Annotated in this window: 21 protein-coding genes; 15 read left to right on the plus strand and 6 right to left on the minus strand. The window is 43.7% G+C overall.

Annotation, left to right across the window (positions count from 1 at the left end; genetic code table 11):
- Positions 1–32: 32 nt before the first annotated feature.
- The 3 genes from CI960_RS06105 to CI960_RS06115 form a co-directional block, all read right to left on the minus strand.
- Entirely contained in the window at positions 33–395 is a 363-nt protein-coding gene (locus CI960_RS06105) for a hypothetical protein (RefSeq protein ID WP_004328536.1), read from the minus strand.
- A 74-nt stretch (positions 396–469) separates the two neighbouring features.
- Positions 470–1,576, minus strand: a complete 1,107-nt coding sequence (locus tag CI960_RS06110; protein ID WP_007480249.1) for a site-specific integrase — start codon at positions 1,574–1,576, stop codon at positions 470–472.
- Between the two features lie 95 nt (positions 1,577–1,671).
- Entirely contained in the window at positions 1,672–2,286 is a 615-nt protein-coding gene (locus CI960_RS06115; RefSeq protein ID WP_007480251.1) for a TetR/AcrR family transcriptional regulator, read from the minus strand.
- A 123-nt stretch (positions 2,287–2,409) separates the two neighbouring features.
- On the opposite strand from CI960_RS06115, the gene CI960_RS06120 reads away from it, so the two are divergent.
- From CI960_RS06120 to CI960_RS06135, 3 genes are all read left to right on the plus strand, one after another.
- Positions 2,410–2,790 (plus strand): transposase, encoded by a 381-nt coding sequence (locus CI960_RS06120; RefSeq protein ID WP_004327320.1) that lies wholly within the window; start codon positions 2,410–2,412, stop codon positions 2,788–2,790.
- A 41-nt stretch (positions 2,791–2,831) separates the two neighbouring features.
- The gene (locus CI960_RS06125) at positions 2,832–3,764 is read left to right on the plus strand and encodes an IS3 family transposase (RefSeq protein WP_229129553.1); all 933 of its coding nucleotides are present in this window, start codon (positions 2,832–2,834) and stop codon (positions 3,762–3,764) included.
- Between the two features lie 421 nt (positions 3,765–4,185).
- Positions 4,186–5,181, plus strand: a complete 996-nt coding sequence (locus CI960_RS06135) for a hypothetical protein (RefSeq protein ID WP_005858161.1) — start codon at positions 4,186–4,188, stop codon at positions 5,179–5,181.
- A 3-nt stretch (positions 5,182–5,184) separates the two neighbouring features.
- Here CI960_RS06135 and CI960_RS06140 read toward each other — a convergent pair whose 3' ends face one another.
- A complete protein-coding gene (locus CI960_RS06140; RefSeq protein ID WP_005858160.1) occupies positions 5,185–7,251 on the minus strand; it encodes a cation:proton antiporter in 2,067 nt (688 codons plus the stop codon).
- A 287-nt stretch (positions 7,252–7,538) separates the two neighbouring features.
- Between CI960_RS06140 and CI960_RS06145 the strand changes: the two genes are divergently transcribed.
- From CI960_RS06145 to CI960_RS06190, 12 genes are all read left to right on the plus strand, one after another.
- Entirely contained in the window at positions 7,539–8,828 is a 1,290-nt protein-coding gene (locus tag CI960_RS06145; protein ID WP_011966568.1) for a hypothetical protein, read from the plus strand.
- Between the two features lie 30 nt (positions 8,829–8,858).
- Positions 8,859–10,469 (plus strand): OmpP1/FadL family transporter, encoded by a 1,611-nt coding sequence (locus CI960_RS06150; RefSeq protein WP_005858158.1) that lies wholly within the window; start codon positions 8,859–8,861, stop codon positions 10,467–10,469.
- Positions 10,470–10,674: 205 nt separating this feature from the next.
- Complete coding sequence (locus tag CI960_RS06155; protein ID WP_005858157.1) at positions 10,675–11,268, plus strand: RNA polymerase sigma factor; 594 nt, start codon at positions 10,675–10,677, stop codon at positions 11,266–11,268.
- A gap of 75 nt (positions 11,269–11,343) precedes the next feature.
- A complete protein-coding gene (locus CI960_RS23350; RefSeq protein ID WP_005858156.1) occupies positions 11,344–11,517 on the plus strand; it encodes a hypothetical protein in 174 nt (57 codons plus the stop codon).
- Between the two features lie 78 nt (positions 11,518–11,595).
- On the plus strand, positions 11,596–12,246 hold the full coding sequence (rpe, locus tag CI960_RS06160; protein WP_005858155.1) for a ribulose-phosphate 3-epimerase: 651 nt from the start codon (positions 11,596–11,598) through the stop codon (positions 12,244–12,246).
- Between the two features lie 32 nt (positions 12,247–12,278).
- A complete protein-coding gene (locus CI960_RS06165; protein ID WP_005858154.1) occupies positions 12,279–13,565 on the plus strand; it encodes a ComEC/Rec2 family competence protein in 1,287 nt (428 codons plus the stop codon).
- Positions 13,566–13,603: 38 nt separating this feature from the next.
- A complete protein-coding gene (locus CI960_RS06170; RefSeq protein WP_005858152.1) occupies positions 13,604–14,653 on the plus strand; it encodes a bifunctional oligoribonuclease/PAP phosphatase NrnA in 1,050 nt (349 codons plus the stop codon).
- A 52-nt stretch (positions 14,654–14,705) separates the two neighbouring features.
- Complete coding sequence (locus CI960_RS06175) at positions 14,706–15,278, plus strand: DUF4827 family protein (RefSeq protein ID WP_005858151.1); 573 nt, start codon at positions 14,706–14,708, stop codon at positions 15,276–15,278.
- A complete protein-coding gene (gene glmM / locus CI960_RS06180) occupies positions 15,275–16,663 on the plus strand; it encodes a phosphoglucosamine mutase (protein ID WP_005858149.1) in 1,389 nt (462 codons plus the stop codon). Before CI960_RS06175 ends, glmM begins: the two co-directional genes overlap by 4 nt.
- Before the next feature lie 113 nt (positions 16,664–16,776).
- Positions 16,777–17,433, plus strand: coding sequence for a hypothetical protein (locus CI960_RS23590; RefSeq protein ID WP_005858147.1), 657 nt, complete (start codon positions 16,777–16,779; stop codon positions 17,431–17,433).
- Positions 17,430–18,182 (plus strand): DUF6377 domain-containing protein, encoded by a 753-nt coding sequence (locus tag CI960_RS23595; protein ID WP_005858145.1) that lies wholly within the window; start codon positions 17,430–17,432, stop codon positions 18,180–18,182. Before CI960_RS23590 ends, CI960_RS23595 begins: the two co-directional genes overlap by 4 nt.
- 149 nt (positions 18,183–18,331) lie before the next feature.
- Complete coding sequence (locus CI960_RS06190; RefSeq protein WP_005858143.1) at positions 18,332–19,714, plus strand: DUF1080 domain-containing protein; 1,383 nt, start codon at positions 18,332–18,334, stop codon at positions 19,712–19,714.
- 322 nt (positions 19,715–20,036) lie between these two features.
- On the opposite strand, the gene CI960_RS06195 is transcribed toward CI960_RS06190, so the two are convergent.
- Positions 20,037–20,528 (minus strand): NUDIX domain-containing protein, encoded by a 492-nt coding sequence (locus CI960_RS06195; RefSeq protein WP_005858141.1) that lies wholly within the window; start codon positions 20,526–20,528, stop codon positions 20,037–20,039.
- A 3-nt stretch (positions 20,529–20,531) separates the two neighbouring features.
- A complete protein-coding gene (locus CI960_RS06200) occupies positions 20,532–22,625 on the minus strand; it encodes a DNA topoisomerase 3 (protein WP_005858139.1) in 2,094 nt (697 codons plus the stop codon).
- Between the last annotated feature and the right edge of the window lie 149 nt (positions 22,626–22,774).

The following is a 22,774-nucleotide window of genomic DNA, read 5'->3' on the forward strand; positions in this document are numbered from 1 at the left end:
AATGGCTAAGCGGGGAACGCTGTTAGGCGTTATCACGCTTTGTTAGCAATATTTTTACTTCTAAATTCTTTTAATTTCTTTTCAATAAAAGCAAAGTCATTGATTGCTTTAATCCCGTCTTTTGCTCTATCGTATTTTTGTCGCCATTTTCTAATGCCATACAGATAAAACTTTAATCCCTCTTCCGTTAAATCTCCAATTTTTATTTCAGTATTATCTGTAGGCTTTTCTCCTTTTTTTAGTATTTCTTTAGTTGTCAATCCATTATCTTGTAAGAAATGGATGATATTTTCAAAAAAGATAATTTGCTCTGTTTTGAATTTATCAGTTAAGGGTGGTATAGACTTCATTTGAGTAAACCATCCTAATTTTGATATTATCTCGTCTTTATCCATATTTCAAATTTTATTGCTAATTTTTCGATAAACGCACCTTATGGTGTAGTTCCTATTCACTATTAAATCATTGTCTAATCATCATCCAAACAATCCAGCGGATTGGGGATTTTTGCTTTATAGGCGTTCGATACGTGCAGATAAATTGCCGTTGTTTTTATATCGGTATGTCCCATAAGTTCCTGTATGGTTCTTAGGTCTGTCCCTTGTTCCAGCAGGTGGGTGGCGAACGTGTGCCGGAGCATGTGCAGGTGTACCCGATGCTTTATTCCGGCTTTCCTTGCCGCTTCTTTCAATATCTTAACCAATGCGCTGGGCGAGTATTGTTCGCCTGCCTGTTCGCCCTCAAAAAGCCATTTTTGCGGTCTGTATTCCCGGTAGTAAGCCCTTAGTTCGTTGAGCAGCTTTTCCGACAGTAGGGAATACCTGCACTTCTTGCCTTTTCCGGCAATCCTGATTAGCATCCGTTCGCTGATGATGTCTTGGGGTGTCAGGTTCAGAAGTTCGCTTCGGCGTAGTCCGGCAGAGTAAATAAGAGAAATCATGCACCTGTGTTTCCGATTGGATAACTGTGCAAAGATGCTTTTCATTTCTTCCCGGCTTAATACTTCGGGCAATGCCTTGTACTCTTTTGCACGGGCTATCCCGCCATAATATTGCCGCTTGCCTTTCCGGACTTTCTCGTAATAGAACTTGATAGCGTTGATGCGCATGTTCTGCTGGGTGGCGGATATGTGCTTTTCCTTTACCATGTGGAGCATATAGCTGTTTATGTCCTCGACCGTCAGCAGGTCAAGGTCTTGCCCCTTGTGGTATTCCATGAAGTCGCTGAAATAGATTTTATAGGCTTTTATGGTGGAAAGGCTGTACCGCTTCTGTTCCAGCAGTTCGAGGTAGCCTCTCGGCAGTATGTATTCCCTTTTAGGTTTGGGATGCCGCACGTAAACCCGGCTGTAATCAATATAGGCGTGGGGCGAATAGCGGTCATAGAAATCCGGCAGTTTAAAAGCGGTGGCAGGTATGTAGGCAGAACTATTGCCTGTCTTTTCCACGTCCGTATCTTGGGCGAGCAGCAGGGCGACAGCCTGACTGTTTACATACTCTATCCGTATGTAGTCCGCACCGTTTCTTTCTTCCTTGTACAGAACGATGCTTCCTCTCTGTTTCTGAACCTTATCCATGTCGCTGAATTTTGCTTCGCTCCAAAGATAAGATAAAAATATCACTTTTTGAACATCTGTTCAAAAATAATAGAGGTTAAAAAAACAAAAGAGTATCAGGCTTTAAGCAGCGAATAGATATGGCGAAAATTTTCTGCCAGTTCGTCCACGTTCAGACCGTTCAGAAATGCTTGTTCGTATGACAGTCCTAAAAACATTTGCCGGAACAAGATAGCCGTTTTCTTCACGTCCGTGTTGCTCCTGATTTCCCCGCTTTCTTTTGCCTTCTGTATGACTTTCTCCCATAGGTCATAGTCTTGTCGGTAGATTTTCTCAATTTTCTGCCTGATACCCGGATAGTACATGCGCACTTGTGACAGGAAATGAAAGTAGTAGAAGTTAGGACTACAATCATGCGGGCTGCTATTATCGCCAATCAGTTCAACAATCCTTTTCATGGAAGCGGCTACTCCCGCCACGTATTGCCCGATGAACTCCGTCAACGTATCGGCAGGAGCGGCAAACTTGTTTTCCGGTTCGTGCATTTGCAACACGTATTTGTCCGCCACAGCCATGAATAAATCCAACTTGTGCGGAAAATAATAAACGATACCCGTTTTTGTCACCCCGCAGGCTTTGGCAAGCGTGATGATGCTTGCTTTCTCGTAGTTCATCCTGACAAATACGCCGAACGCTTTATCTATTACTTCTTCACGGTTAGTTATTATCATACACGTTTGTTTTTAATCGGTTACGAAGATACGGATTTTGTTTTAACCATTTGTACCCCAGTGCTTTTTTGACTTGTCCTAAAATAGCTTTACACAGTAATAACTATAAAAAGTGTACAAGTTATGATTAGACGAGAAAGGAAATTCTATTCAGAAGAATTCCGTGAGCGTGTTTTGACTGCTTACTACAACAGTAATGAATCAGTCGACATGATAGCCCGACGCTTTCAGGTAAAGAGAGATACGGTCAGTAGTTGGGTTCATCGTAAAAGAGTTGCTTCCAATCCCAAAGAAAGTAGTAAATTCGTGGTATCAAGTATAATACCTATGAAAGAAGAAAAGCTACCTATTGAAGCAATGGAAGAACGTATCCGTGAACTAGAGCAACAACTGGCGAAAGAAAAAATGCGTTCCACTTGTTTAGATACTATGATTGATATTGCGGAACGTGAGCTAAAGGTTGATATAAGAAAAAAATCTGGTGCCAAACAGTCCAAGAAGTAAGGCAAAAGCATCCATCATATAAGATAGATGTTTTATGCCGGCTGTTTGGCAAAACCCGTCAGGCTTACTATGAAAAGTCTCATTATGTTGCCAATAAGAATGTGGAAGAAGATGTAATCTTGTCTCTGGTACACAATGCTCGAAAAGATTTTCCACGTATGGGTGCGAAGAAGTTATTAATCTATCTTCAACCTACATTCCAAGTGATGGGTATACACATAGGTCGAGATGCTTTCATTGAATTACTGTATCGTAATTATTTATTGGTCAGAAGGGTGAGAAATAAGAGAAAAACGACTTTTTCCAATCATTGGATGCGTAAATACCCCAATTTGATAAGGGATTATATACCAACGGCTCCCAATCAATTATGGGTAAGCGACATTACTTATATTGAGATGGCAGGGCGTTTTGCTTATCTAGCACTTGTAACAGATGCCTATTCTCATAAGATCGTTGGTTGGGAGCTTGCTCCATCACTTCGTGCTTGCAATGCTCTTGCTGCCTTGAAAATGGCTTTAAATAGTTTACCGGAAGGATATTCCGGGCTTATTCATCATTCAGACAGAGGAAGCCAATATTGCAGCGCCAGTTATGTTAATTTGCTAACGCAGCATAAGGTACAAATTAGCATGACGGAAAGTGGCGATCCACTTGAAAATGCAATAGCAGAAAGAATAAATGGCATTCTGAAAACAGAATGGATATACGATGTTAAGCTAAAATCATGGCAGGAAACTATTAACTTCATTAGTCGAATTATTGATTTATATAATAATCAAAGACCACATCAGAGTATTAGTTATATGGTTCCTGCCTTGGTTCATCAAGCAAATATTAAAACAGAACGTAGATGGAAGAATTATTATCGAAAGAAGAATGTACTTAATGAAGAAGTTCCTATCTTTGATCCGAAGTGTAAAGGCATAGCAGGACTAAAACACTCAATTCCTGATAATGTCAAGCTAAGATAGGACAAAGTAATATAATCTGTAAAGTTTTTCTAGGACAAGATATTTTTTAGTGCAAGGTGCAAGTATATATTTATATATATAGCTTGCACCTTGCACTAACCCAAAAATATTTATTATCAGATATTTGCGAGTTTCAAAAGAAAGCCGTATCTTTGAACCCGAAAGTTAGGCAGACAAACAGCGGTCAAAGTTGGACAAGCCCAACATCTGAAAATCGTTACTGTTTCGTTACCTATTTGAAATTTTGAAAGCGAAGTAGCTGAAATATAAGCGGTTAGAGTTGTAGGTTCAAAACCCTGTCTTTCCGCAGAGAGTCCTGTAAGGCGAAAGCTTTACGGGATTTTTTGTTTTTGAGGCGTTTGTCCGGGCACAAACGGAAAGAGGTAGCGGGCATCGCTAGAATGAGAAAGTGTATAATAATATGGAAACAGGATCATTGCGGATAAGTGATATACGGCCGGATTTTATCTATATGATGGAACAAGCCGTGAAAGCCCCATCGGGGCATAATACCCAACCTTGGTTGTTTCGTGTGCAAAAGGATAGGATACAGATTCTTCCGGATATGAGTAAGTCCCTTCCGGCCGTAGATCCGGATAACCGTGAGTTATTTATTAGCTTAGGATGCGCCACCGAGAATCTTTGCATTGCGGCTGAGGCAAAAGGATATACTCCGCTACCGTTTTTTTCAGGATCGGGGGAGATCACCGTACTCTTGTCGGAGGCATCGATGATTAAGGAGACGAGTGGGCTTATCGAGGAAATTTCGGTGAGACAGACGAATCGAGGCATATATTCCGGGGAAATGATTCCATCGGATCAACTGAGCTATTTGAGGAATACGCCTTTGGAGGAAAATATCAGTCTGCATTTGTGGTCGAAAGGAGAGTGGGAGTTCGATACGCTTTCTTCTTATATATTTGCGGGGAATAACCGGCAAATGAACGATCGTCTGTTTAAGCGAGAGCTGAAATCATGGATGCGTTTTAATAAGAATCATGTACGAGCTACATCGGACGGCCTGAGTTATGCGGTGTTCGGGGCGCCGAACCTTCCCCGTCTTATCTCAGAGACAATCATGGGAAGTGTCTTGAAAGCCGGCATACAAAATAGGGGAGACAAGAAGAAGCTGGACTCTTCTTCTCATTTAGCCTTGTTCGCCTTACGGATAAATACGCTACCGGAATGGTTTGCGCTAGGCCGGAGTTTGCAACGTTTTCTTTTGAGAGCTACGGAAAAGAATATCGCTTTCGCCTTTTTGAACCAGCCTTGTGAGGTGCGTGATCTTTCCGGTTTGCTGGCGAAAGACTTGTCTTTCACCAACGAGATTCCAGCCTTGATCCTCCGTCTGGGATACGCCAAGCGGAAAATGCCGTACTCACCTCGAAAGTCTTGGCGTGAGAGGCTGGTTCCGTAATGGTTAAGTCAGATAGCGAGTACCCTCGTTCATGCCAGCCTGCACGGGATATGCCAATACGAAACTGTTTGCCTGGAAGTATTTGTTGAGGTACTTGGGGATACGGGCCATGGCGGGAGCGTAGGAAAGTCCTTCCTTGCGGCTAAGGATAATCCACATCGTGTCGTCCGGTTTTATATCCCGGAAAACGATCAGGAAGTCATCCCAGTCGTTGAATTCGATATAACTGGCTTCTCCGCTTTTCTTGGCTAATAATTTCTTTAAGGCATTCAAGGTCGCTTCCGAACCGTAAAAGACTGTCGCTGCACCTGTGTTCTGGGTCACGTTTCGTAACCGGAAGATGATTTGGTTGAAACCGATTTCTTTTTCGGCCAATTCCGGGATGATGATCAGATGCCGTCTAACGGTAGAGATGGGTTGTGCGGGCTTGTATATGAATGTACTTACACTACTTTCCGCCAATACACTTTCCACGATATGGCCTAGGAAGGCCGCCGGTATATCTTTTTCCTTGTGCAATCCCACTACCAGATCTGTGATCTCCCGCTCTTTTACCACGCTGGCGATAGCATTCGATACGCTTAAGTCATATCTTAATAAATCTTTCATCCGGGTATCCGTGGCGGCAGCCGTATTGACTGCGGTCTGTAGAACCCTGCGGGATTGTTTTAACGCTTTCTCGTCTGAATGATGGTTATCTATCACTTTTAGGGCAAACAAGCCGTTCTTGTTTTGGGGAGATTTGATCGCCAAGCTGAGGTTGACCAGCTCTTCCACGGTCTCTTCATTGCTGACCGGTATCAAGATATGCTCTGATTCTTTTTTGTTTTCCTCCTTATCGGATATATCTTGGGCCGCTATGTTATGAGCGCCTTTTTGGGCGGCGAAAGAGGCGATGGTACAAGTGACAAGTATCATCAGGATCGTACCGTTCAACACGCTCTCATTTAATAACCGGATTGGTTCCCCATTAGCGTCTGTTCCGGTGATTACGTTATATCCGACCATCACGGCGGCCAATGTAGCGGCGGCTTGTGCGTTACTTAAGCCGAAAATAACGCTTCGCTGATCTGTGGACAGATGGAAAGTCTTTTGGGTCATCCAAGCGGCTATGTATTTGGCGGCCGTAGCTACGATAATCATGATAAGCCCTACTTTAATGGTCTCGAAACTGGTAAAGAACGTACGATAATCTATTAACATACCTACGCCCAACAAGAAGAATGGGATGAATATGGCATTTCCTACGAACTCGACACGATTCATCAAGGGTGAGCTTTGCGGGATAAGGCGATTTAGGGCTAGTCCGGATAAGAACGCCCCGATGATCGCCTCCATACCCGCTACCTGAGCTAGGAAAGATCCCAGAAATACCATCACCAGCACGAATATATACTGTGATATATTATCGTGTACATGCTTAAAGAACCAACGCCCAATGAAAGGGAAACCGAATAATACGATTAACGCAAATATCAAGATGGAAACCCCCAGACGAATCCAAAACATATCGTTGACCTGTCCGGTGGCCATGCCGACAATGATCGTTAGGACGAGCAATGCCAAGGTATCAGTGATCATCGTTCCTCCTACGGTGATACTGACAGCTTTGTTTTTGCTGATACCCAGTTTGCTGATAATCGGATAGGCGATCAATGTATGGGAGGCGAACATACTGGCGAGTAAAACGGAGGTCAATACGTTGAATCGCAGGACCCATATTCCGACAACCGTTCCTAGGATCATCGGAATGAGGAATGTGTACATGCCGAATGCTAGGCTTTTCGTACTATTTCTCTTAAAATCCGCCATGTCGATTTCCAATCCGGCGAGAAACATGATATAAAGCAATCCCGCCGTCCCGGACAAGATAATGCTGCTATCCCGTAATACGAGATTAAAGCCGTGCGGTCCGATAATTGCGCCGGCAATGATCAGTCCAAGCAGGTGAGGGATTCTCAGCTTGTTTAATAAAAGGGGAGCGGCCAGGATAATTAAAAGAATCAAGAGAAATTTTAATACCGGGTCCGCTAAGGGCAATGTGAAATCTATTGTCGAGGCTAATACCATATGCGTAATTTTTTCGTTATAATTTGAAACAAAAATAATAAGAATTTGCGGAGATTGCAGCGTTTACGCCAACTTTGCATCTTCTTTTATAGATAACAATGAATGTGTGAGTTTTATAAGTTAAAGTATATGTAAATCTTGGGACATTAGCGTGAACCGATTATATTTGTACATACATTGCATTGAGTTTATTGTTATAAAACTAAAAAGCGTTTAAACCCTTTGCATAAAAGGGTGTCAAACATGAAAAGAGAAAAATATTTATTTAATGTAGAGGAGAAACAAATATGAAACCCATGAAATTAACATCTTTAGTGATGATGCTTCTGATCGCGTTTAGTGCCGCGGCTCAGGAGGAGTTCTTTGATGATGTGTATTTCTCTTCCAAAAACAAGAAAAAGAAAGAACAGGTTGAAGAGAAAAAGGTTGTTCAGCCGAAACAGGAGTCTAGGGCCCTGGTCGCTACAGCCAAGAGCCCAGCTTCTTCAGACAGCCGGGATGTGGATGAATATAACCGTCGTTATACATCAGTCGAGGTAGAGGAGCCTTATCGTGAGGATGATTCCGTTATCTATGAGGATAGCGATGAGAATGAGTCTTCTTCCGAGCGTCGTTCGGATACTGAATATACGGAACGTATCATTCGTTATCATTCGCCGAGTAAGATTACGATCGCCGGAGCGGATCAAGTCGATTTGTATCTGAGTGACGGATATTATGGTTACGGCTATGATACGGATTATTCGAACGGTAGCGCGAACGTGAATTTTAATATCAATGTCGGCAACGGCTGGGGCTCGCCTTGGTATACAGGTTGGTACGATCCTTGGTTCTATAGCTATAGCCCTTGGTGGACTTATTCATCTCGCTTCTACGGCCCGTCTTGGGGATTCGGCTGGGGCTGGGGAGGCTTTTATGCCGGCTATTATAGTCCGTGGTACGATCCATGGTATGGCCCGTCTTGGGGCTGGGGTGGAGGCTATTGGGGTGGCCATTGGGGACATCATCACCATTACTATCCCGGTTACTACTCGACTCCAAGTAGACATTATTCAAACGGACGTTCCTCTTATCGAGATAATCGCTCTTATGCGAGTGGCAGAGGTTCCGGTTATACAGGTGGGCGGAGCAGTGGCTCTTCTTCCTTGAGAAATTCAGGATCGACTACAAGACCTTCGTCTTCAAGTTCATTGAGCAATGGACGTGCGGGATCTACCCGTAGGGAATCTGCTATATCCTCTGGTGCGGGACGTCGTTCCTCTTCTTCTGTTAGAAATTCGGCAACGACAAGAAGTAGCTCGGGCATACGTAATAGCTCGGCGAGAACAAGGATTTCCAGAAGTAGTTCTGGAGCCGCATCTTCTTCCGGACGTCAATATTCAGCTCCGGTAACACGTTCCTCTTCTAGGAGCAGTAGCGATTTCTCAAATAGTCGCTCTTCTTCCAGTCAATTTAGAAGTTCCTCTCCTTCTCGTAGTAGTTCGGTAGGTTCTTCTTCCGGTAGCTTCGGTGGAGGTCGTTCTAGTGGAGGCTCTGTTGGTGGCGGAGGTGGCCGTGCCGGTGGTGGTCGCAGGTAAAAGTGTTAGGTTGATAAAATTAGAGATACGATGAAAAGGATAGGAATTATAATGTCGGTGCTTGCCCTGTGTGGCGGCACCGCTTTTTCGCAGTCACAGTTGGATGCCTTTAAGTATTCCCAGACGGAGTTGAATGGTACGGCTCGTTATTTAGGAATGGGTGGTGCTTTTGGTGCGTTAGGTGGTGATATTTCCGCTATGAATACGAACCCGGCAGGCTTGGCGATTTATAAAAGCTCGGAGGTGGTTACGACATTGAGTTTGTCTTCGGCCTCGGCGAAGACCGATTGGCTTGGTTCGAAGGTGGATAACAGCCGTACGAAGGTGAGTTTCGATAATATCGCTTACGTAGGATATTTCCCGACAGCGAATGATGAGGGTATCGTGAGCTGGAACGTTGGTTTCTCTTATAATCGCTTGAAGAATTATAGCCGGAACTATACGATGGCTACAGGAGGTGATTTGAATACTTCTCTTTCTGATTATGTGGCCATGCGTGCGGCAGGAATACCTAGCGGACTGTTAGGGGAGGATAAGGACTATAATCCTTATAACAATCAAGACTTGGGTGATTGGCTATCTATTCTAGGATACAATGCCGGTTATATGGATTCATATAACGATAATGATAAAGAGTATTATAGTGCGTTCGGAGATAATAATGCGGATGGGCAATGGAGTCCATATTTATTGCAAGGAGGTCAATTAAAAGTTTCAGAGCGAGGTTCCGTGGATCAATATGATTTGGCTTTCGGTATAAATATATCGGAACTTGTGATGCTTGGCGCTACGGTTGCGATTACGGATCTGAACTATCGATATCAGTCATCGTATGATGAGGAATTTACGAACGGCAATAATTTATACTTAGATAATTACTTGGATACGGATGGTACCGGGTATTCATTTAATGTGGGTGCCATTGTTCGTCCCGCCGATTTTCTTCGCTTGGGTGTGGCTTATAATTCTCCTACATGGTATAAGATGACAGATCGCTATTATGGTGAGGCCGGTTCTTATCTGACCTTTATGGATAAAGGGGAGATGAAGGAGCGTAAACTAGATGCCGCTACCCCTAATAATGCTTATTATGACTATGAATTCCGTTCTCCGGATAAATGGATCTTTAGTGCCGCCGCTATCTTGGGTACGACCGCTTTGATAAGCGTTGATTACGAGTTGATGAATTATAAGAATATGCGTATGTATCAAACGGATGGTAGCAGTAACGTGTATACTAACCAAGATATAACGGATAATTTCAAGTCAATGAATACGATCCGTGTAGGTGCGGAGGTAAAGGTTACTCCTCAATTTGCCGTAAGAGCAGGTGTCGCCTACAGCGATAGTCCGATCAAGGATAAACTGAAGAATGGAGAGAAAGAGGTCTTTACGGTTGGTACGATTCCTAATTATACGATCGATAAAGGGGTCATGAATTATACGGTAGGTATCGGTTATCGCTTCACCCCGAACTTCTATACGGACTTGGCTTGTGTATTCCGTACGCATAAGGAAGATGTTTATGCGTTCTCTAATATGTTTGCGGGAGATGATCCGAAACCATTCCTCGAAGCCCAACCCGCCACGATGAAAACAAACACGACTCGTGTAGCTTTGACATTGGGATACAAGTTCTAATATACATATATTTTAGATCAGTAAAGTCCCCTGTTCGTACGTTAAAGGTGCGGGCAGGGGACATTCTTTTTATAATTTGAAATAAAATGTTTGTTGGTTTAAAATATTTTTCGTTCTTTTGCTTCCATAAATAACATTGTATAACAGTTAAACCCCATCGCCTATAGCATAAACATTACTCGAATAAACTAAAAATGTGAAAGTAATGAAGACTTTAAAAATGATGACCGACGAGGAATTGGTTGTCCTTTATGCAGAAGGTAATAATGCCGCTTTCGATATTTTATTAAATCGATACAAAAGTAGCATTCATTCTTACATTTATTTCATAGTACGTAACAAAGAGCTTACGGAGGATATCTTTCAAGAGACCTTCGTGAAGGTTATCATGACTATAAAACAAGGTCGCTATACTGAGAACGGCAAGTTTAAGGCATGGATTACTCGTATTGCCCATAACTTGATTATCGATAATTTCCGTCAAGAACGTTGCGAAAACACGATCTCGAATGATGAGGTAGAAATCGACTTATTTAATAATATCAAGCTTTGCGATGGTACGATAGAGGATAATATCGTGCGCCATCAAGTATTGTCTGACGTGAAGAAATTGGTAAAGCATTTGCCGGATAACCAGCGTGAAGTGTTGGAGATGCGTTACTATCAAGACCTTAGTTTTAAGGAAATCGCCGATATCACGGGGGTTAGCATCAATACGGCCTTAGGGCGTATGCGTTACGCTATCTTGAATATGCGCCGTATGGCCGATGAGAACCGTATCGAGCTATCTATGGTGTAAAATAATTTTCTTTCCATGCAATAAGTCTTAGGTCCCTACGTTTTATTAGCAAACAAGATAAAAATAGAGGTGCCTATGAGGAAGCTTTCTACGCAATGCATGGATGATTTGGAGAAAAAAGTGAAAAGTGCCCCGGAGGCGAAAAGTTCGCCTCGGAAGCAAACGATGGATTTCTTGAAACAGTTTGCGAGGGCTTATCAAGCGGAACCGGCTGTACGTCCGGAGCTCTGCGGGTATGTGTTGAACTAAGAATTACGGAAAGAGAATCTATATTATTAGGTTCTCTTTCTTTTTTTGTGTACTTTTGTAAAAACAAAAGACAAGATTATGAAGCATTTGATAGCGCCTTCCCTGCTTTCCGCTAATTTTCTGGATTTGCGGAAGGAGATGGAGATGATAAATAAAAGTGATGCCGATTGGTTGCATCTGGATATTATGGATGGGGTATTCGTGCCGAATATCTCGTTTGGTTTCCCGGTACTTAACGCATTAAAGCCTATATGCCAGAAGCCGATGGATGTGCACTTGATGATCGTGGAGCCCCAGAAGTTTATCCCCGAAGTGGCGGCTACGGGAGCCTATATGATGAACGTGCATTATGAGGCATGTACCCATTTGCATCGGACGGTAGCGGCTATTAAGGAAACGGGCATGAAAGCGGGTGTCACCTTGAATCCGCATACGCCCATATGCTTATTGGAAGATATTATCCAAGATGTGGACATGGTTTTATTGATGTCCGTGAATCCGGGATTTGGTGGTCAACGTTTCATTGAGCATTCCGTAGATAAGGTGGCTCGTTTACGAGAAATGATAGACCGGAAGGGATTGAGTACTATGATCGAGGTAGATGGCGGGGTGAATTTAGAGACGGGGAAGCGCTTGGTTGACGCCGGTGCCAATGTGTTAGTCGCCGGTAACTTCGTATTCAAATCTCCAGATCCGATACAAACAATTAAAGACTTGAAAGCTTTGTAGAACATATTAATATATCACAAAACCTAACTATCATGATTGAGGAAATACAAAAGCGGCCTTTTGTACGGCCGCTTTTTTTATGGATAACCGGAATTTTATGTTATGCGTTTTTACCTGCCTCTTCGCTCCTATATGTTTTAGGGGTTTTATCTGCTTTGGTTTTTCTTTTTTTGGGGTTCTCGTGGGGGCAAGGGCATGCTGAGTTGCAATACGATTCCCGTTGGATATGGGGAGCTATAGTCTCCGTTTTGATTGTATGTTTGGCGGTTGAGGTCTGTTGGTATAGTGACCGGCGTATAGCGCTTGTAAATGAGCCTGCTTCTTCTTTAGATTTATTGGCTACCAAGGCTCAATATTCTTTGGTAAATACATTTGATCGTTTGCGTTTATCTGATGAGGAGAAATCTATTTTGGCTACATTGACATTGGGATATAAGAAAGCGATGAGTCGGGAAACGAAAAGGCGCTTCTCTTTGGCGGGCGTGTCTCATATATTAGCGGTGAGCGGTTTTCATGTTGCCGTGATTTGTGGATTCTTATCTTTCTTTTGCTCGTTTATGCCAAGATGGGGGATAGGACGTTGGGTTCGTTATATCATTCTGGTGGGAAGTCTTTGGGGGTTTGTCTTTATCACAGGATTAGCGCCCTCGGCGGTACGGGCAGCCTTGATGCTATCTTTATATTTAACAGGAAGGGCGCTTAGGCGTGTTACGGATGGATATAATACATTGGCCGCCGCCGCTTTCTGTATGCTGGCCTATAATCCGTATTATCTGTTTGATGTCGGTTTTCAGTTAAGCTATTTGGCTGTGTTTTTTATTTTATTCCTAGTGCCTCGTTTCAAGGAATGGATAGTGGTGAGAAATCCTTTGTTGGCCATGCCTTGGGAATGGATTACGGTGTCTATTGCTGCACAGATAGGTACTGCTTTGCTCTGTTTTTATTATTTTGGACAATTTTCGACAGTTTTCTTGTTTACGAATCTACCGGTCACTCTCTTGGCTATGTTTTTGATTCCTTTTGCCTTTTTGTGGTTAGGCTATCCGGTGGATTTCTATGGATATGACTGGATACAGAAGATCGTAGAAGGGCTGGTTCATGGCATGGTAAGGGTAGTGGACGTGTTTAGCGTTATGCCTTATGCGACGATTACGGGTCGTTTTAGCTTCTTTGAGATGCTAGGAGGTTATGGGTTTCTTGTTTTATGCTTGATATATATGAAGATACGGGAACCAAAAGTTTTGTTAGCCGCCTTAACCCTTTTGTTAATAATATCAGTAAAGATCCTTATTGAACTTTTTTTGATAGCCGGAAACTAAAAAAGTCGTACCTTTGGGGGTGAAAACAAAAAGATTATATGATCACTAAAATCATTCAAGAAGAGAAGATTCAGAAAGCCAAAAAATACGTAGAGAAAGGCGAGAGTTTTGTTATCGTGACGCATGTCTCACCAGACGGCGACGCATTAGGTTCATCCCTTGGTTTATATCATTTCCTATCCGCTTACGGTAAGGATAATGTAGCGGTAGTGGTACCGAATGCATTTCCCTCTTTTTATAGATGGATGCCGGGCGCTAAGGATGTCGTGATACATGAGAAATATCCGGATTTCGCCGAGAAATTGATCAAGGAAGCGGATGTTATTTTCTGCCTCGATTTCAATGAACCCAAACGTATCGAGAAACTGGCTCCGGCGGTGATCGCCTCAGAAGGCCGCAAGGTGATGATCGATCATCATCTGAACCCCGCAGATTTTTGTCGTGTGACGATGTCGTATCCGGAGATGTCTTCTACCAGTGAGATGATCTTCCGTTTTATTTGTCGTATGGGGATGTTCGATTTATTGAATCGGGATGCCGCCGCTTGTATCTATACGGGTATGATGACGGATACGGGATCGTTCACCTATAATTCGAATAAACCGGAGATTTATACGATCGTCAGCGAATTGATCAAGAAGGGGATTGATAAGGATTTGATCTATCGTAAGGTGAATCAGGTCTATTCCGAGTGCCGTTTACGTATGATGGGATATGTGTTGTATGAGAAGATGAGGGTTTATCCGGAACAACAGGCGGCTCTTATCACGTTATCGAAAGAGGAACTGGATCGTTTTCAGTACCAGGCAGGAGATACGGAAGGCTTCGTGAACTTGCCGCTAAGCATAGAGAACGTAAGCTTTAGTGTCTTTATTCGTGAGGACAGCGATTATATAAAGGTATCGCTTCGCTCTGTGGGCGATTTCCCTTGCAACCAGTTTGCCTCTACTTATTTCAACGGGGGTGGACATAAAAATGCGTCCGGAGGTGAGTTCTATGGCTCTTTATCTGAGGCCGTAGCCGTGTTTGAGAAAGGTTTACAGGAATTTAATCCTAATAAATCAGAAGATTTAGGCAAACATGCGTAAGGTTTGACGAAGATTATTTACATTTGCGATTCATTCAATTAAAGACTAACAAATGAAGAAAGGTTTTAATATCCTGTTGATTCTGTGTGCCGCATTAGTTGCTATCTCTTGTAGCAAGACAAAGTCGTACACGGATATGTTGAAAGATGAGAAAAAGGCAATCGAGCGTTTTATCGATGATAAGGGCCTTGAGATCTTAGATGATTTTCCTGCTGATAGCGTATTTAAGGAAAATCAGTTTGTGCTCTTGGATAATGGTGTCTATTTGAATATTATTGATAAGGGAAGCGATCAGAGAGCGGTGCAATATAAGACGAAAATGTTGTACCGTTGTAAGATGAGTTACTTCATGGATTCTACCATTGTCGCTATTGAGAACTATGGCCCGCATAGTAATGGAACTTCTCCTATCGCTTTTACATATGGGGATTATTCGAAGAATTCACCTTATGATCCCTCTTATTATTATGTAAGTGAGGGAATGCAAGAGCCTTTGAAGTATGTTGGAGATCGGGCTAAAGTGAAAATGATAGTGCCTTTCAAAAGAGGAGCCTATAATGATCAATCAAACGGTCAACCTGTATATTACGAAATTCTAGAATATATATTTGAAGAAAACTTATGACACTAATTAAATCTATTTCCGGTATTCGCGGTACAATAGGCGGTAGCCCGGAAGACGGATTGAATCCGTTAGCTATTGTTAAGTTTGTAGCCGCTTATGCTACATTCATCCGAAAAAACACAAAAGTGGAGACCAATAAGATCGTTGTAGGGCGTGACGCACGTATCTCCGGTCCGATGGTTAAACAAGTCGTCCTAGGAACGCTTACCGGTATGGGATTTGATGTGGTGGATATCGATCTGGCCACGACTCCTACTACCGAATTGGCCGTAGCTATGGAAGGGGCTTGCGGAGGTATTATCCTTACCGCCAGTCATAATCCGAAGCAATGGAATGCCTTGAAGCTTTTGAATGAGAAAGGTGAGTTCTTGAATGCCGCTGAAGGGGCTGAGGTATTACGCATAGCTGCCGCCGAGGACTTCGAGTTCGCCGACGTGGATCATTTGGGCAAGGTAATCCCGAATGCGACTTATAAGCAAAAACATATTGAGAGTGTCTTGAATCTGGATCTCGTGGACGTGGAGGCTATTAAGGCCGCTAATTTCCGTGTAGCTATCGATTGTGTGAACTCCGTAGGCGGTATCGTGATCCCTGATTTATTATATGCGTTGGGCGTGAAGGAAATCTTCAAGCTGCATTGCGCTCCTCATGGAAACTTCTCTCATAATCCGGAACCCATTCCGGAAAACTTGACAGAGATCTCCGATTTGATGGGACATGCGAAAGCGGATGTCGGTTTCGTAGTGGATCCGGACGTAGACCGTTTGGCGATTATCTGCGAGAATGGCGAGATGTTCAACGAGGAATACACCTTGGTCGCTGTCAGTGATTACGTATTAAGCCATACTCCGGGTAATACGGTAAGTAACCTGAGCTCCAGCCGTGCGCTTCGTGACGTTACCCGTGCTCATGGCTGCGAATATAATGCCGCCGCTGTAGGCGAGGTAAATGTGGTTACCAAGATGAAGGCTACGAATGCCGTGATCGGTGGTGAGGGCAACGGTGGAGTGATCTATCCGGCCAGCCATTACGGACGCGACGCTTTGGTAGGTATCGCCTTGTTCCTGACTCATCTGGCAAAGAAGAAGATGAAGACGAGCGAGTTGAAGGCTTCTTATCCTCCGTATTTTATCTCCAAGCAAAAAGTCCAGTTAACGCCGGAGATCGACGTGGACGCTATCTTAGCGAAAGTAAAAGAGAAGTTCTCTCAATATGATATTACGGATATCGACGGAGTGAAGATCGATTTCCCGGATAAATGGGTTCATTTGCGTAAAAGCAATACGGAACCGATCATCCGTATCTACTCTGAGGCCCATACGATGGAGGAAGCCGAGGAATTAGGCGGTCAATTAATACAGATCATCAACGAGATGTGTAAATAACACCCTTTCGGGGCGTTTTAAAATATTGGGTTCAGTCTTCAGCCGAGGTAAGCTATTTATACTCTGTTGATTTGACTGAACCCTTTTCTTTTGGATAATTCTCAGTTCGTGTAATGAATAAACTAATAAAGGTAATCTTATTTCTAATTGTCGGGATGGTTCAGGTCTTCGCATGGGGAGGGCTGAGAGGGGGCACGTTGGCCAAGGAGTTGGATGAAGCTGTTTTGAATAGATCTTTTTATCTGCAGCAACGGGAGCAACGGATCACGCAGCTAAAGGACATGTTTCTCTTGAGCAAGATATCGTTGTGGCAGGAATATGAGATCAACCACCAATTATACGAGGAATTCAAGAAAATACAACAAGACTCGGCCATCTATTACATAAAGCGGAATATGGAGATAGCGTCATTTATGAAGGATACGGTGCGCATTTATACTTCCCGCTTACGACTGGCTACGCTCTATGCTTTCTCCGGGATGTACCGTGAGTCGGAAGGTCTGTTGCGAAGCATAGACCGTGAGTTGCTGTCTAAAGAGCAGAAACAGGATTTCTATGAGGCTTATTATTCGTTTTTCTCTTATTACAGTACGAATCTGGATTCTTTTGAATATAGGAAACAACTTGATTTATACAAGGATTCGTTATTGTCTGTCTTAGATACGGCCTCTTATCGGTATAAGATAAATCTGGCGCAGAAATATCTGGCTCACGGACAGGCGAGGTCTGCGGAGAAGGTGCCGTTACTTGCAATATACAGTTCCGCATGAATGAGATCTCTAAATTCTATCCTATCATTAATGCTTCCTATCAGACACGGGAAGCTCAGGGCAAAAGGCAATTGATGACTTATTTCTTGTTGATCAGCCTATTGACGCTCTTTCTGATCCTTTCTCTTGCCTATGTGTATAGGCAGATGCGGAAGATCTCAGCGATACGAGAAGAGTTGGTTAATACCAATGCCTGTTTGGTAAAGTTGAATGGAGAGATAAGCGAGACGAATAATTTATTGCAAGAGCGAAATATACAGCTATCGGAGTCAAACCATATCAAAGAGGAATACATCGCTCATTTCCTCGATCTCTGCTCCACCTATATTAATAAACTGGAGGATTACCAGAAATCGCTACAGAAAAAGGCGATGAATAAACAGTTGGACGAGTTATTCAAGATGCTCCGTTCGACCCGTATGGTGGAGAATGAGGTGGAAGCGCTTTATGTTAACTTCGATCGAATCTTTCTTGGATTATATCCTACGTTTGTCAAGGACTTCAACGCTTTGTTGCAGCCCGAGGAACGTATCGTTTTGAAATCGGAGGATCTGTTGAATAAGGAACTTCGTATATTCGCCTTGATGCGGTTGGGGGTTACGGACAGCGTAAGGATAGCCGCTTTTCTTCGTTGCTCGTTGAGTACGATCTATAACTACCGGACCAAGGTACGTAATAAGGCGTTAGTGCCTCGTGATGAGTTTGAAGGTTGGGTGATGAGGATCGGGATTAACCGGAATCCGTTATAATCAATCTACATTTTTTAGGATGGTGATCTTTATTAACTGATTTGTATTTAATAGGATAGCGGATCATACTGTCTACATTTTTATATCAATCTTCTTTTTGCTTCTTATTCCCGGATACATTTGCGGCATAACTTTTAAAAAGAGATGCCATGAAGATTAAATTAATGATTGCCGTCGTGATCGCCTGTTTGGTGTTCACGGGATTTACGAAAGAGAACGTATCCGATACGGTCGATCACAACGCATGGAAGACATCCGGCGTCGTGGTCATACAAAATGATGTCTTTACGTTGGCCGGTTCCAACGCCCGTGCTTTGTTGAACGATGGCAAAGGCTATACGAACTTCGAGTTAGATATGGATGTACGTACCACGACCGGTGGCAAAGGTTATATTGGTATCCATACGGACGCTACGGATCGTAAAGGATATCGTATCGCCTTGAACAACGATCGGGAAGATCCGGTTTGGTGGCGGATGACGGGTAGCTTGGTGTCGGTCCGGAACCTGACGAAGAGTTTCGTGAAAGAGAACGAATGGTTCAAGATGAATATCCGGGTAGAAGGACAGCTTGTCCGGGTGCGGATTAATGGTGAGACTGTCGTAGAATATATAGAGCCTTCCAAACCTTTCCGTTTGAAGGAGAACGCTAAAGCATTGTTATCCCAAGGTACTATCTCGCTGGTGGGTACGGGACGTGGAAATCTTCAGTTTAAGAATATCTCGTTAGAGGCGTTTAGCGCGAAAGGAATAGACATTCCCGCTCAATGGGCGAATGCCGTGGATGAGCAGACGGACGAGATTATTCGTTTGCACCAAGAGGACTTCCCCGTGCTTGATTATCATGTTCATTTAAAAGGTGGATTGACGAAGGAAGTAGCCGCACGGCAGTCACGCCAGACGGGTGTTAATTATGGCTTGGCTATCAATTGTGGCATCGGCTTCTCGATCACGAACGATACGGAGTTGTATAATTATCTGGATACCATGCGTACCCAACCCTTTATCTTGGCTATGCAAGCGGAAGGACGTGAGTGGGTAACAACCTTTTCGGAGGCGGCCCGCAACAGCTTTGACTATGTGTTTACCGATGCCATGACGTTTCTGGATCATAAGGGGCGGCGTACGCACCTATGGGTAAACAAGGAAGTGATTATCGATGATGAGCAAGCATATATGGATATGATGTTGGACCGTATCTGTTCTGTCTTGGAAGAGCCGGTCGATATGTACGTGAATTCCTGTTTCCTTCCCGATGCGATGAGTGACCGATATGATATGTTTTGGACAGAAGAGCGTATCGACCGTTTCGTGAATGCCTTGGCAAAAAGCGGAAAGGCTTTGGAGATAAACGAGCTTTATCATATTCCGAATAAAGCGATCATTCAGAAAGCGAAAGCCGCGGGTGTAAAGTTCACGTTCGGTTCCAACAATATCACGCCGGAGGTAGGAACGCTCGATTATTGCATCCGTATGAAAAAGGAATGCGGTTTGACGGCGCAAGATATGTATAAACCACACATTAATATATAAGATTAGTTTTAAGGTCTGAACAAACATTAGATTTAAGGTAGAGGTATTAGTGCTTTAGGCAAAGATTGTTAGGTTTCGAGGTAAGATACATATGGAGTTACAGTTATAATATAATAGGTCGATTACTATAGGACAAAACATCTTATTTACTATATATAAAGATAATCATATATAGTTACATTCCACAAACCACGACGTGAATTATACAAACCATGCTGTGGTCTGTACGATTCACGCCGTAGTTTGTGGAATGTAACTGTATCTTACGAAGAATAAACAGGCTCTTGAATAACTATTCTAGCTGAAGTGTAGCGTTTTTATCCTATAGGAAAATAGCGGTGAATTCCTTTTCGAAATTCGGGGTGAATGCGCCTTTTCCCAGATTCTCTTTGATCTCCTCGATCGGCCAGAAACGTCCTCCGTCCAGTTCCTCGGGATCGGGGGTGATGGGGCCATCGTAAGTGGTCCGGAAGCTGTTTACCAATTCCTTCTCTATGGAAGACTCGAATATATAACGTTTGATGAAGACAGGCGTAAAATTGGTAATGCCCAATTCCTCACGAACCTCACGGCGCAGGGCCTCTTCCACGCTTTCTCCATAATCAATATGCCCACCTACGGCCGTGTCCCATTTTCCCGGTTGTATATCCTTGTTCATGGAACGTTTTTGGAGATATAGATCTCCATCCTTATTAAAGATATGTAAATGGATTACGGGATGCAGCAACTTACTTCCGCTATGACATTCCTTGCGAGTAGCCTTTCCGATCGTCTCACCTTCCTCGTTTACCAGAGGAAACCATTCTGTTCTCATATTTTAAATAGACTTTAATTTACTGATAACCGTACCTAACTCCTCATCCGTTAAATTATTTCCATACGTAGCGTAATCCAAGCGGAACGTACATCCATTCTTGTATTCAGAGCAGCCATAAGCGGTTTTGCCCCGGAGGATAGAGCCTTTGTGACAGATGGGGCAAACGGGCTTATCCGTTGATGGAAGCTCCAATTCGGGAGTAGCCTCTGCTTTCTCTTTCTTGGCACGAGGCTTACGAGGTTTCTTTTCCTTTTTCTCCTTGGGTTCGTCTTTGGGAGTTTCTTTAGCTGCTTTAGACGTATCCTCAATCGTAATCGTTCGCCGGGTTTGGTCGGAAAGGACGTTTATGACGACCTCGTTTACCATCTGCTTCAACTCATCCAGAAAAGTACGGGCCTCATAAGTCCCTCGTTCAATCTGGCGTAGTTTCTTTTCCCAAAGCCCCGTCAACTCTGCGCTTTTCAGCAGTTCCTCATGGATCGTGCCGATCAATTCTGCGCCGGTAGCGGTGGGATAAAGATTCTTACGTTCCTTTCGTATATAATTACGCTTAAATAAAGTCTCGATGATCGCCGCACGGGTAGAAGGACGGCCGATGCCGTTTTCCTTTAAGGCATCCCGCAGCTCGTCATTATCCACTAATTTACCGGCGGTTTCCATCGCCCGCAATAAAGTAGCTTCTGTATAAGGTTTCGGAGGCTGGGTCCAAGTCTCTTTCAAGATCGGTTTATGCGGGCCGCTTTCTCCTTTCACGAAATCGGGCAATACGCCTTCTTCCTCGGTAGGTTCAGCCTCCGGATCTTTCTGCTCGGCTCCGAATACGACACGCCAACCCGGTTTGAGGATTTGCTTTCCAGTCACCTTGAATTCTACCTTATCCACTTGACCCAAGACCGTAGTGGTCGATATCTCGCAATCCGGATAAAAGGCGGCAATAAAACGACGGGCTACCAAATCGTACACCTTCCGTTCCGTATCCGTAAGATTGCGGGCGGGGACTCCGGTAGGGATGATCGCATGGTGATCGGTAACCTTCGAGTTATCAAACACTTTCTTGCTCTTCGGCAATTTCTGATTCATCAAAGGAGCGGTAAGCTCCGTATAATCCACCAGCCCTTTCAAGGTATTGGGAACTTTCGGATAGATATCATCACTAAGGAAAGTCGTGTCGACACGCGGGTAGGTTGTCACCTTCTTCTCGTAGAGCGATTGGATCAACTTTAGCGTATCGTCCGCCGTAAACGCGAATTTCTTATTACATTCCACCTGCAACGAGGTCAAGTCGAATAGGCGAGGGGCGAATTCCTTCCCTTTCTTCTCGGTGATACTGGTAACAGTAAAATCCTGTTCCTTTACCTTCTCCAGAAAAGCCTCGCCTTCCTCTTTCTTCGTGAACTTACCTTTCGTGGCGGAGAAAGTCGTATTCCTGTAAATGGTCTTTAATTCCCAATAGGGTTCCGGCTTGAAATTGTCGATCTCGGCTTGCCGGTTTACGATCAAGGCGAGCGTTGGGGTTTGCACACGGCCGATCGATAATACCTGCCGGTTCTGCCCGTAGCGCAAGGTATAAAGGCGGGTGGCGTTCATCCCCAGCAACCAGTCGCCGATGGCACGGGATAGTCCGGCCTCATATAACTTATTGAATTCCGTCTGTTCTTTGAGTTTTTGGAAACCTTCCCGAATCGCCTCCTCTGTAAGCGAGGAGATCCAAAGGCGGTAGACGGGGCATTTACAACCTGCCTTTTGCATGACCCAGCGTTGGATCAGCTCTCCCTCTTGGCCGGCATCACCGCAGTTGATGACCATCTCGGCATTTTGCATCAGGCTCTCGATTACCTTGAATTGTTGCTCATACGTAGGATTCTCGATTAGTTTGATACCGAACCGGGGAGGGATCATAGGTAGTGACCCCAGACTCCAGCGTTTCCAGTTCTCCGCGTATTCATGCGGTTCTTTCAGGGTACACAAATGCCCGAATGTCCAAGTTACCTGATATCCGTTTCCTTCGATATACCCATTCATTCGTTGGGTTGCCCCTAATACTTCCGCGATTTCCCGGGCCACACTCGGCTTTTCGGCGATACAAACTTTCATCAATACATCATCCTTTCTTAAATGAACAGACAAAAATACATGATTATTTCCGAATGAGCAAAGATGTTTGTTATCGTGAGTTTATAAAGCTGTATGATGGAGTTGCTGATTTTGGTTCAATTTGTTTTTACCTTTGGGAATTTTGCATA

The sequence above is a fragment of the Parabacteroides sp. CT06 genome (genome assembly GCF_002257605.1).
Lineage (GTDB): Bacteria > Bacteroidota > Bacteroidia > Bacteroidales > Tannerellaceae > Parabacteroides > Parabacteroides distasonis.

Excerpts from the sequence above, each read along its gene's own strand:
- CI960_RS06135 (WP_005858161.1), top strand. The coding sequence starts at position 4,186 with ATGGAAACAGGATCATTGCGGATAAGTGATATACGGCCGGATTTTATC.
- CI960_RS06190 (WP_005858143.1), top strand. The coding sequence starts at position 18,332 with ATGAAGATTAAATTAATGATTGCCGTCGTGATCGCCTGTTTGGTGTTC.
- CI960_RS23595 (WP_005858145.1), top strand. The coding sequence starts at position 17,430 with ATGAATGAGATCTCTAAATTCTATCCTATCATTAATGCTTCCTATCAG.
- CI960_RS06140 (WP_005858160.1), bottom strand. The coding sequence starts at position 7,251 with ATGGTATTAGCCTCGACAATAGATTTCACATTGCCCTTAGCGGACCCG.
- CI960_RS06175 (WP_005858151.1), top strand. The coding sequence starts at position 14,706 with ATGAAGAAAGGTTTTAATATCCTGTTGATTCTGTGTGCCGCATTAGTT.
- CI960_RS06145 (WP_011966568.1), top strand. The coding sequence starts at position 7,539 with ATGAAACCCATGAAATTAACATCTTTAGTGATGATGCTTCTGATCGCG.
- CI960_RS06115 (WP_007480251.1), bottom strand. The coding sequence starts at position 2,286 with ATGATAATAACTAACCGTGAAGAAGTAATAGATAAAGCGTTCGGCGTA.
- CI960_RS06110 (WP_007480249.1), bottom strand. The coding sequence starts at position 1,576 with ATGGATAAGGTTCAGAAACAGAGAGGAAGCATCGTTCTGTACAAGGAA.
- CI960_RS06105 (WP_004328536.1), bottom strand. The coding sequence starts at position 395 with ATGGATAAAGACGAGATAATATCAAAATTAGGATGGTTTACTCAAATG.
- CI960_RS23350 (WP_005858156.1), top strand. The coding sequence starts at position 11,344 with ATGAGGAAGCTTTCTACGCAATGCATGGATGATTTGGAGAAAAAAGTG.
- CI960_RS23590 (WP_005858147.1), top strand. The coding sequence starts at position 16,777 with ATGAATAAACTAATAAAGGTAATCTTATTTCTAATTGTCGGGATGGTT.
- CI960_RS06195 (WP_005858141.1), bottom strand. The coding sequence starts at position 20,528 with ATGAGAACAGAATGGTTTCCTCTGGTAAACGAGGAAGGTGAGACGATC.
- CI960_RS06150 (WP_005858158.1), top strand. The coding sequence starts at position 8,859 with ATGAAAAGGATAGGAATTATAATGTCGGTGCTTGCCCTGTGTGGCGGC.
- rpe (WP_005858155.1), top strand. The coding sequence starts at position 11,596 with ATGAAGCATTTGATAGCGCCTTCCCTGCTTTCCGCTAATTTTCTGGAT.
- CI960_RS06200 (WP_005858139.1), bottom strand. The coding sequence starts at position 22,625 with ATGAAAGTTTGTATCGCCGAAAAGCCGAGTGTGGCCCGGGAAATCGCG.
- CI960_RS06170 (WP_005858152.1), top strand. The coding sequence starts at position 13,604 with ATGATCACTAAAATCATTCAAGAAGAGAAGATTCAGAAAGCCAAAAAA.
- glmM (WP_005858149.1), top strand. The coding sequence starts at position 15,275 with ATGACACTAATTAAATCTATTTCCGGTATTCGCGGTACAATAGGCGGT.
- CI960_RS06155 (WP_005858157.1), top strand. The coding sequence starts at position 10,675 with ATGAAGACTTTAAAAATGATGACCGACGAGGAATTGGTTGTCCTTTAT.
- CI960_RS06120 (WP_004327320.1), top strand. The coding sequence starts at position 2,410 with ATGATTAGACGAGAAAGGAAATTCTATTCAGAAGAATTCCGTGAGCGT.
- CI960_RS06165 (WP_005858154.1), top strand. The coding sequence starts at position 12,279 with ATGATTGAGGAAATACAAAAGCGGCCTTTTGTACGGCCGCTTTTTTTA.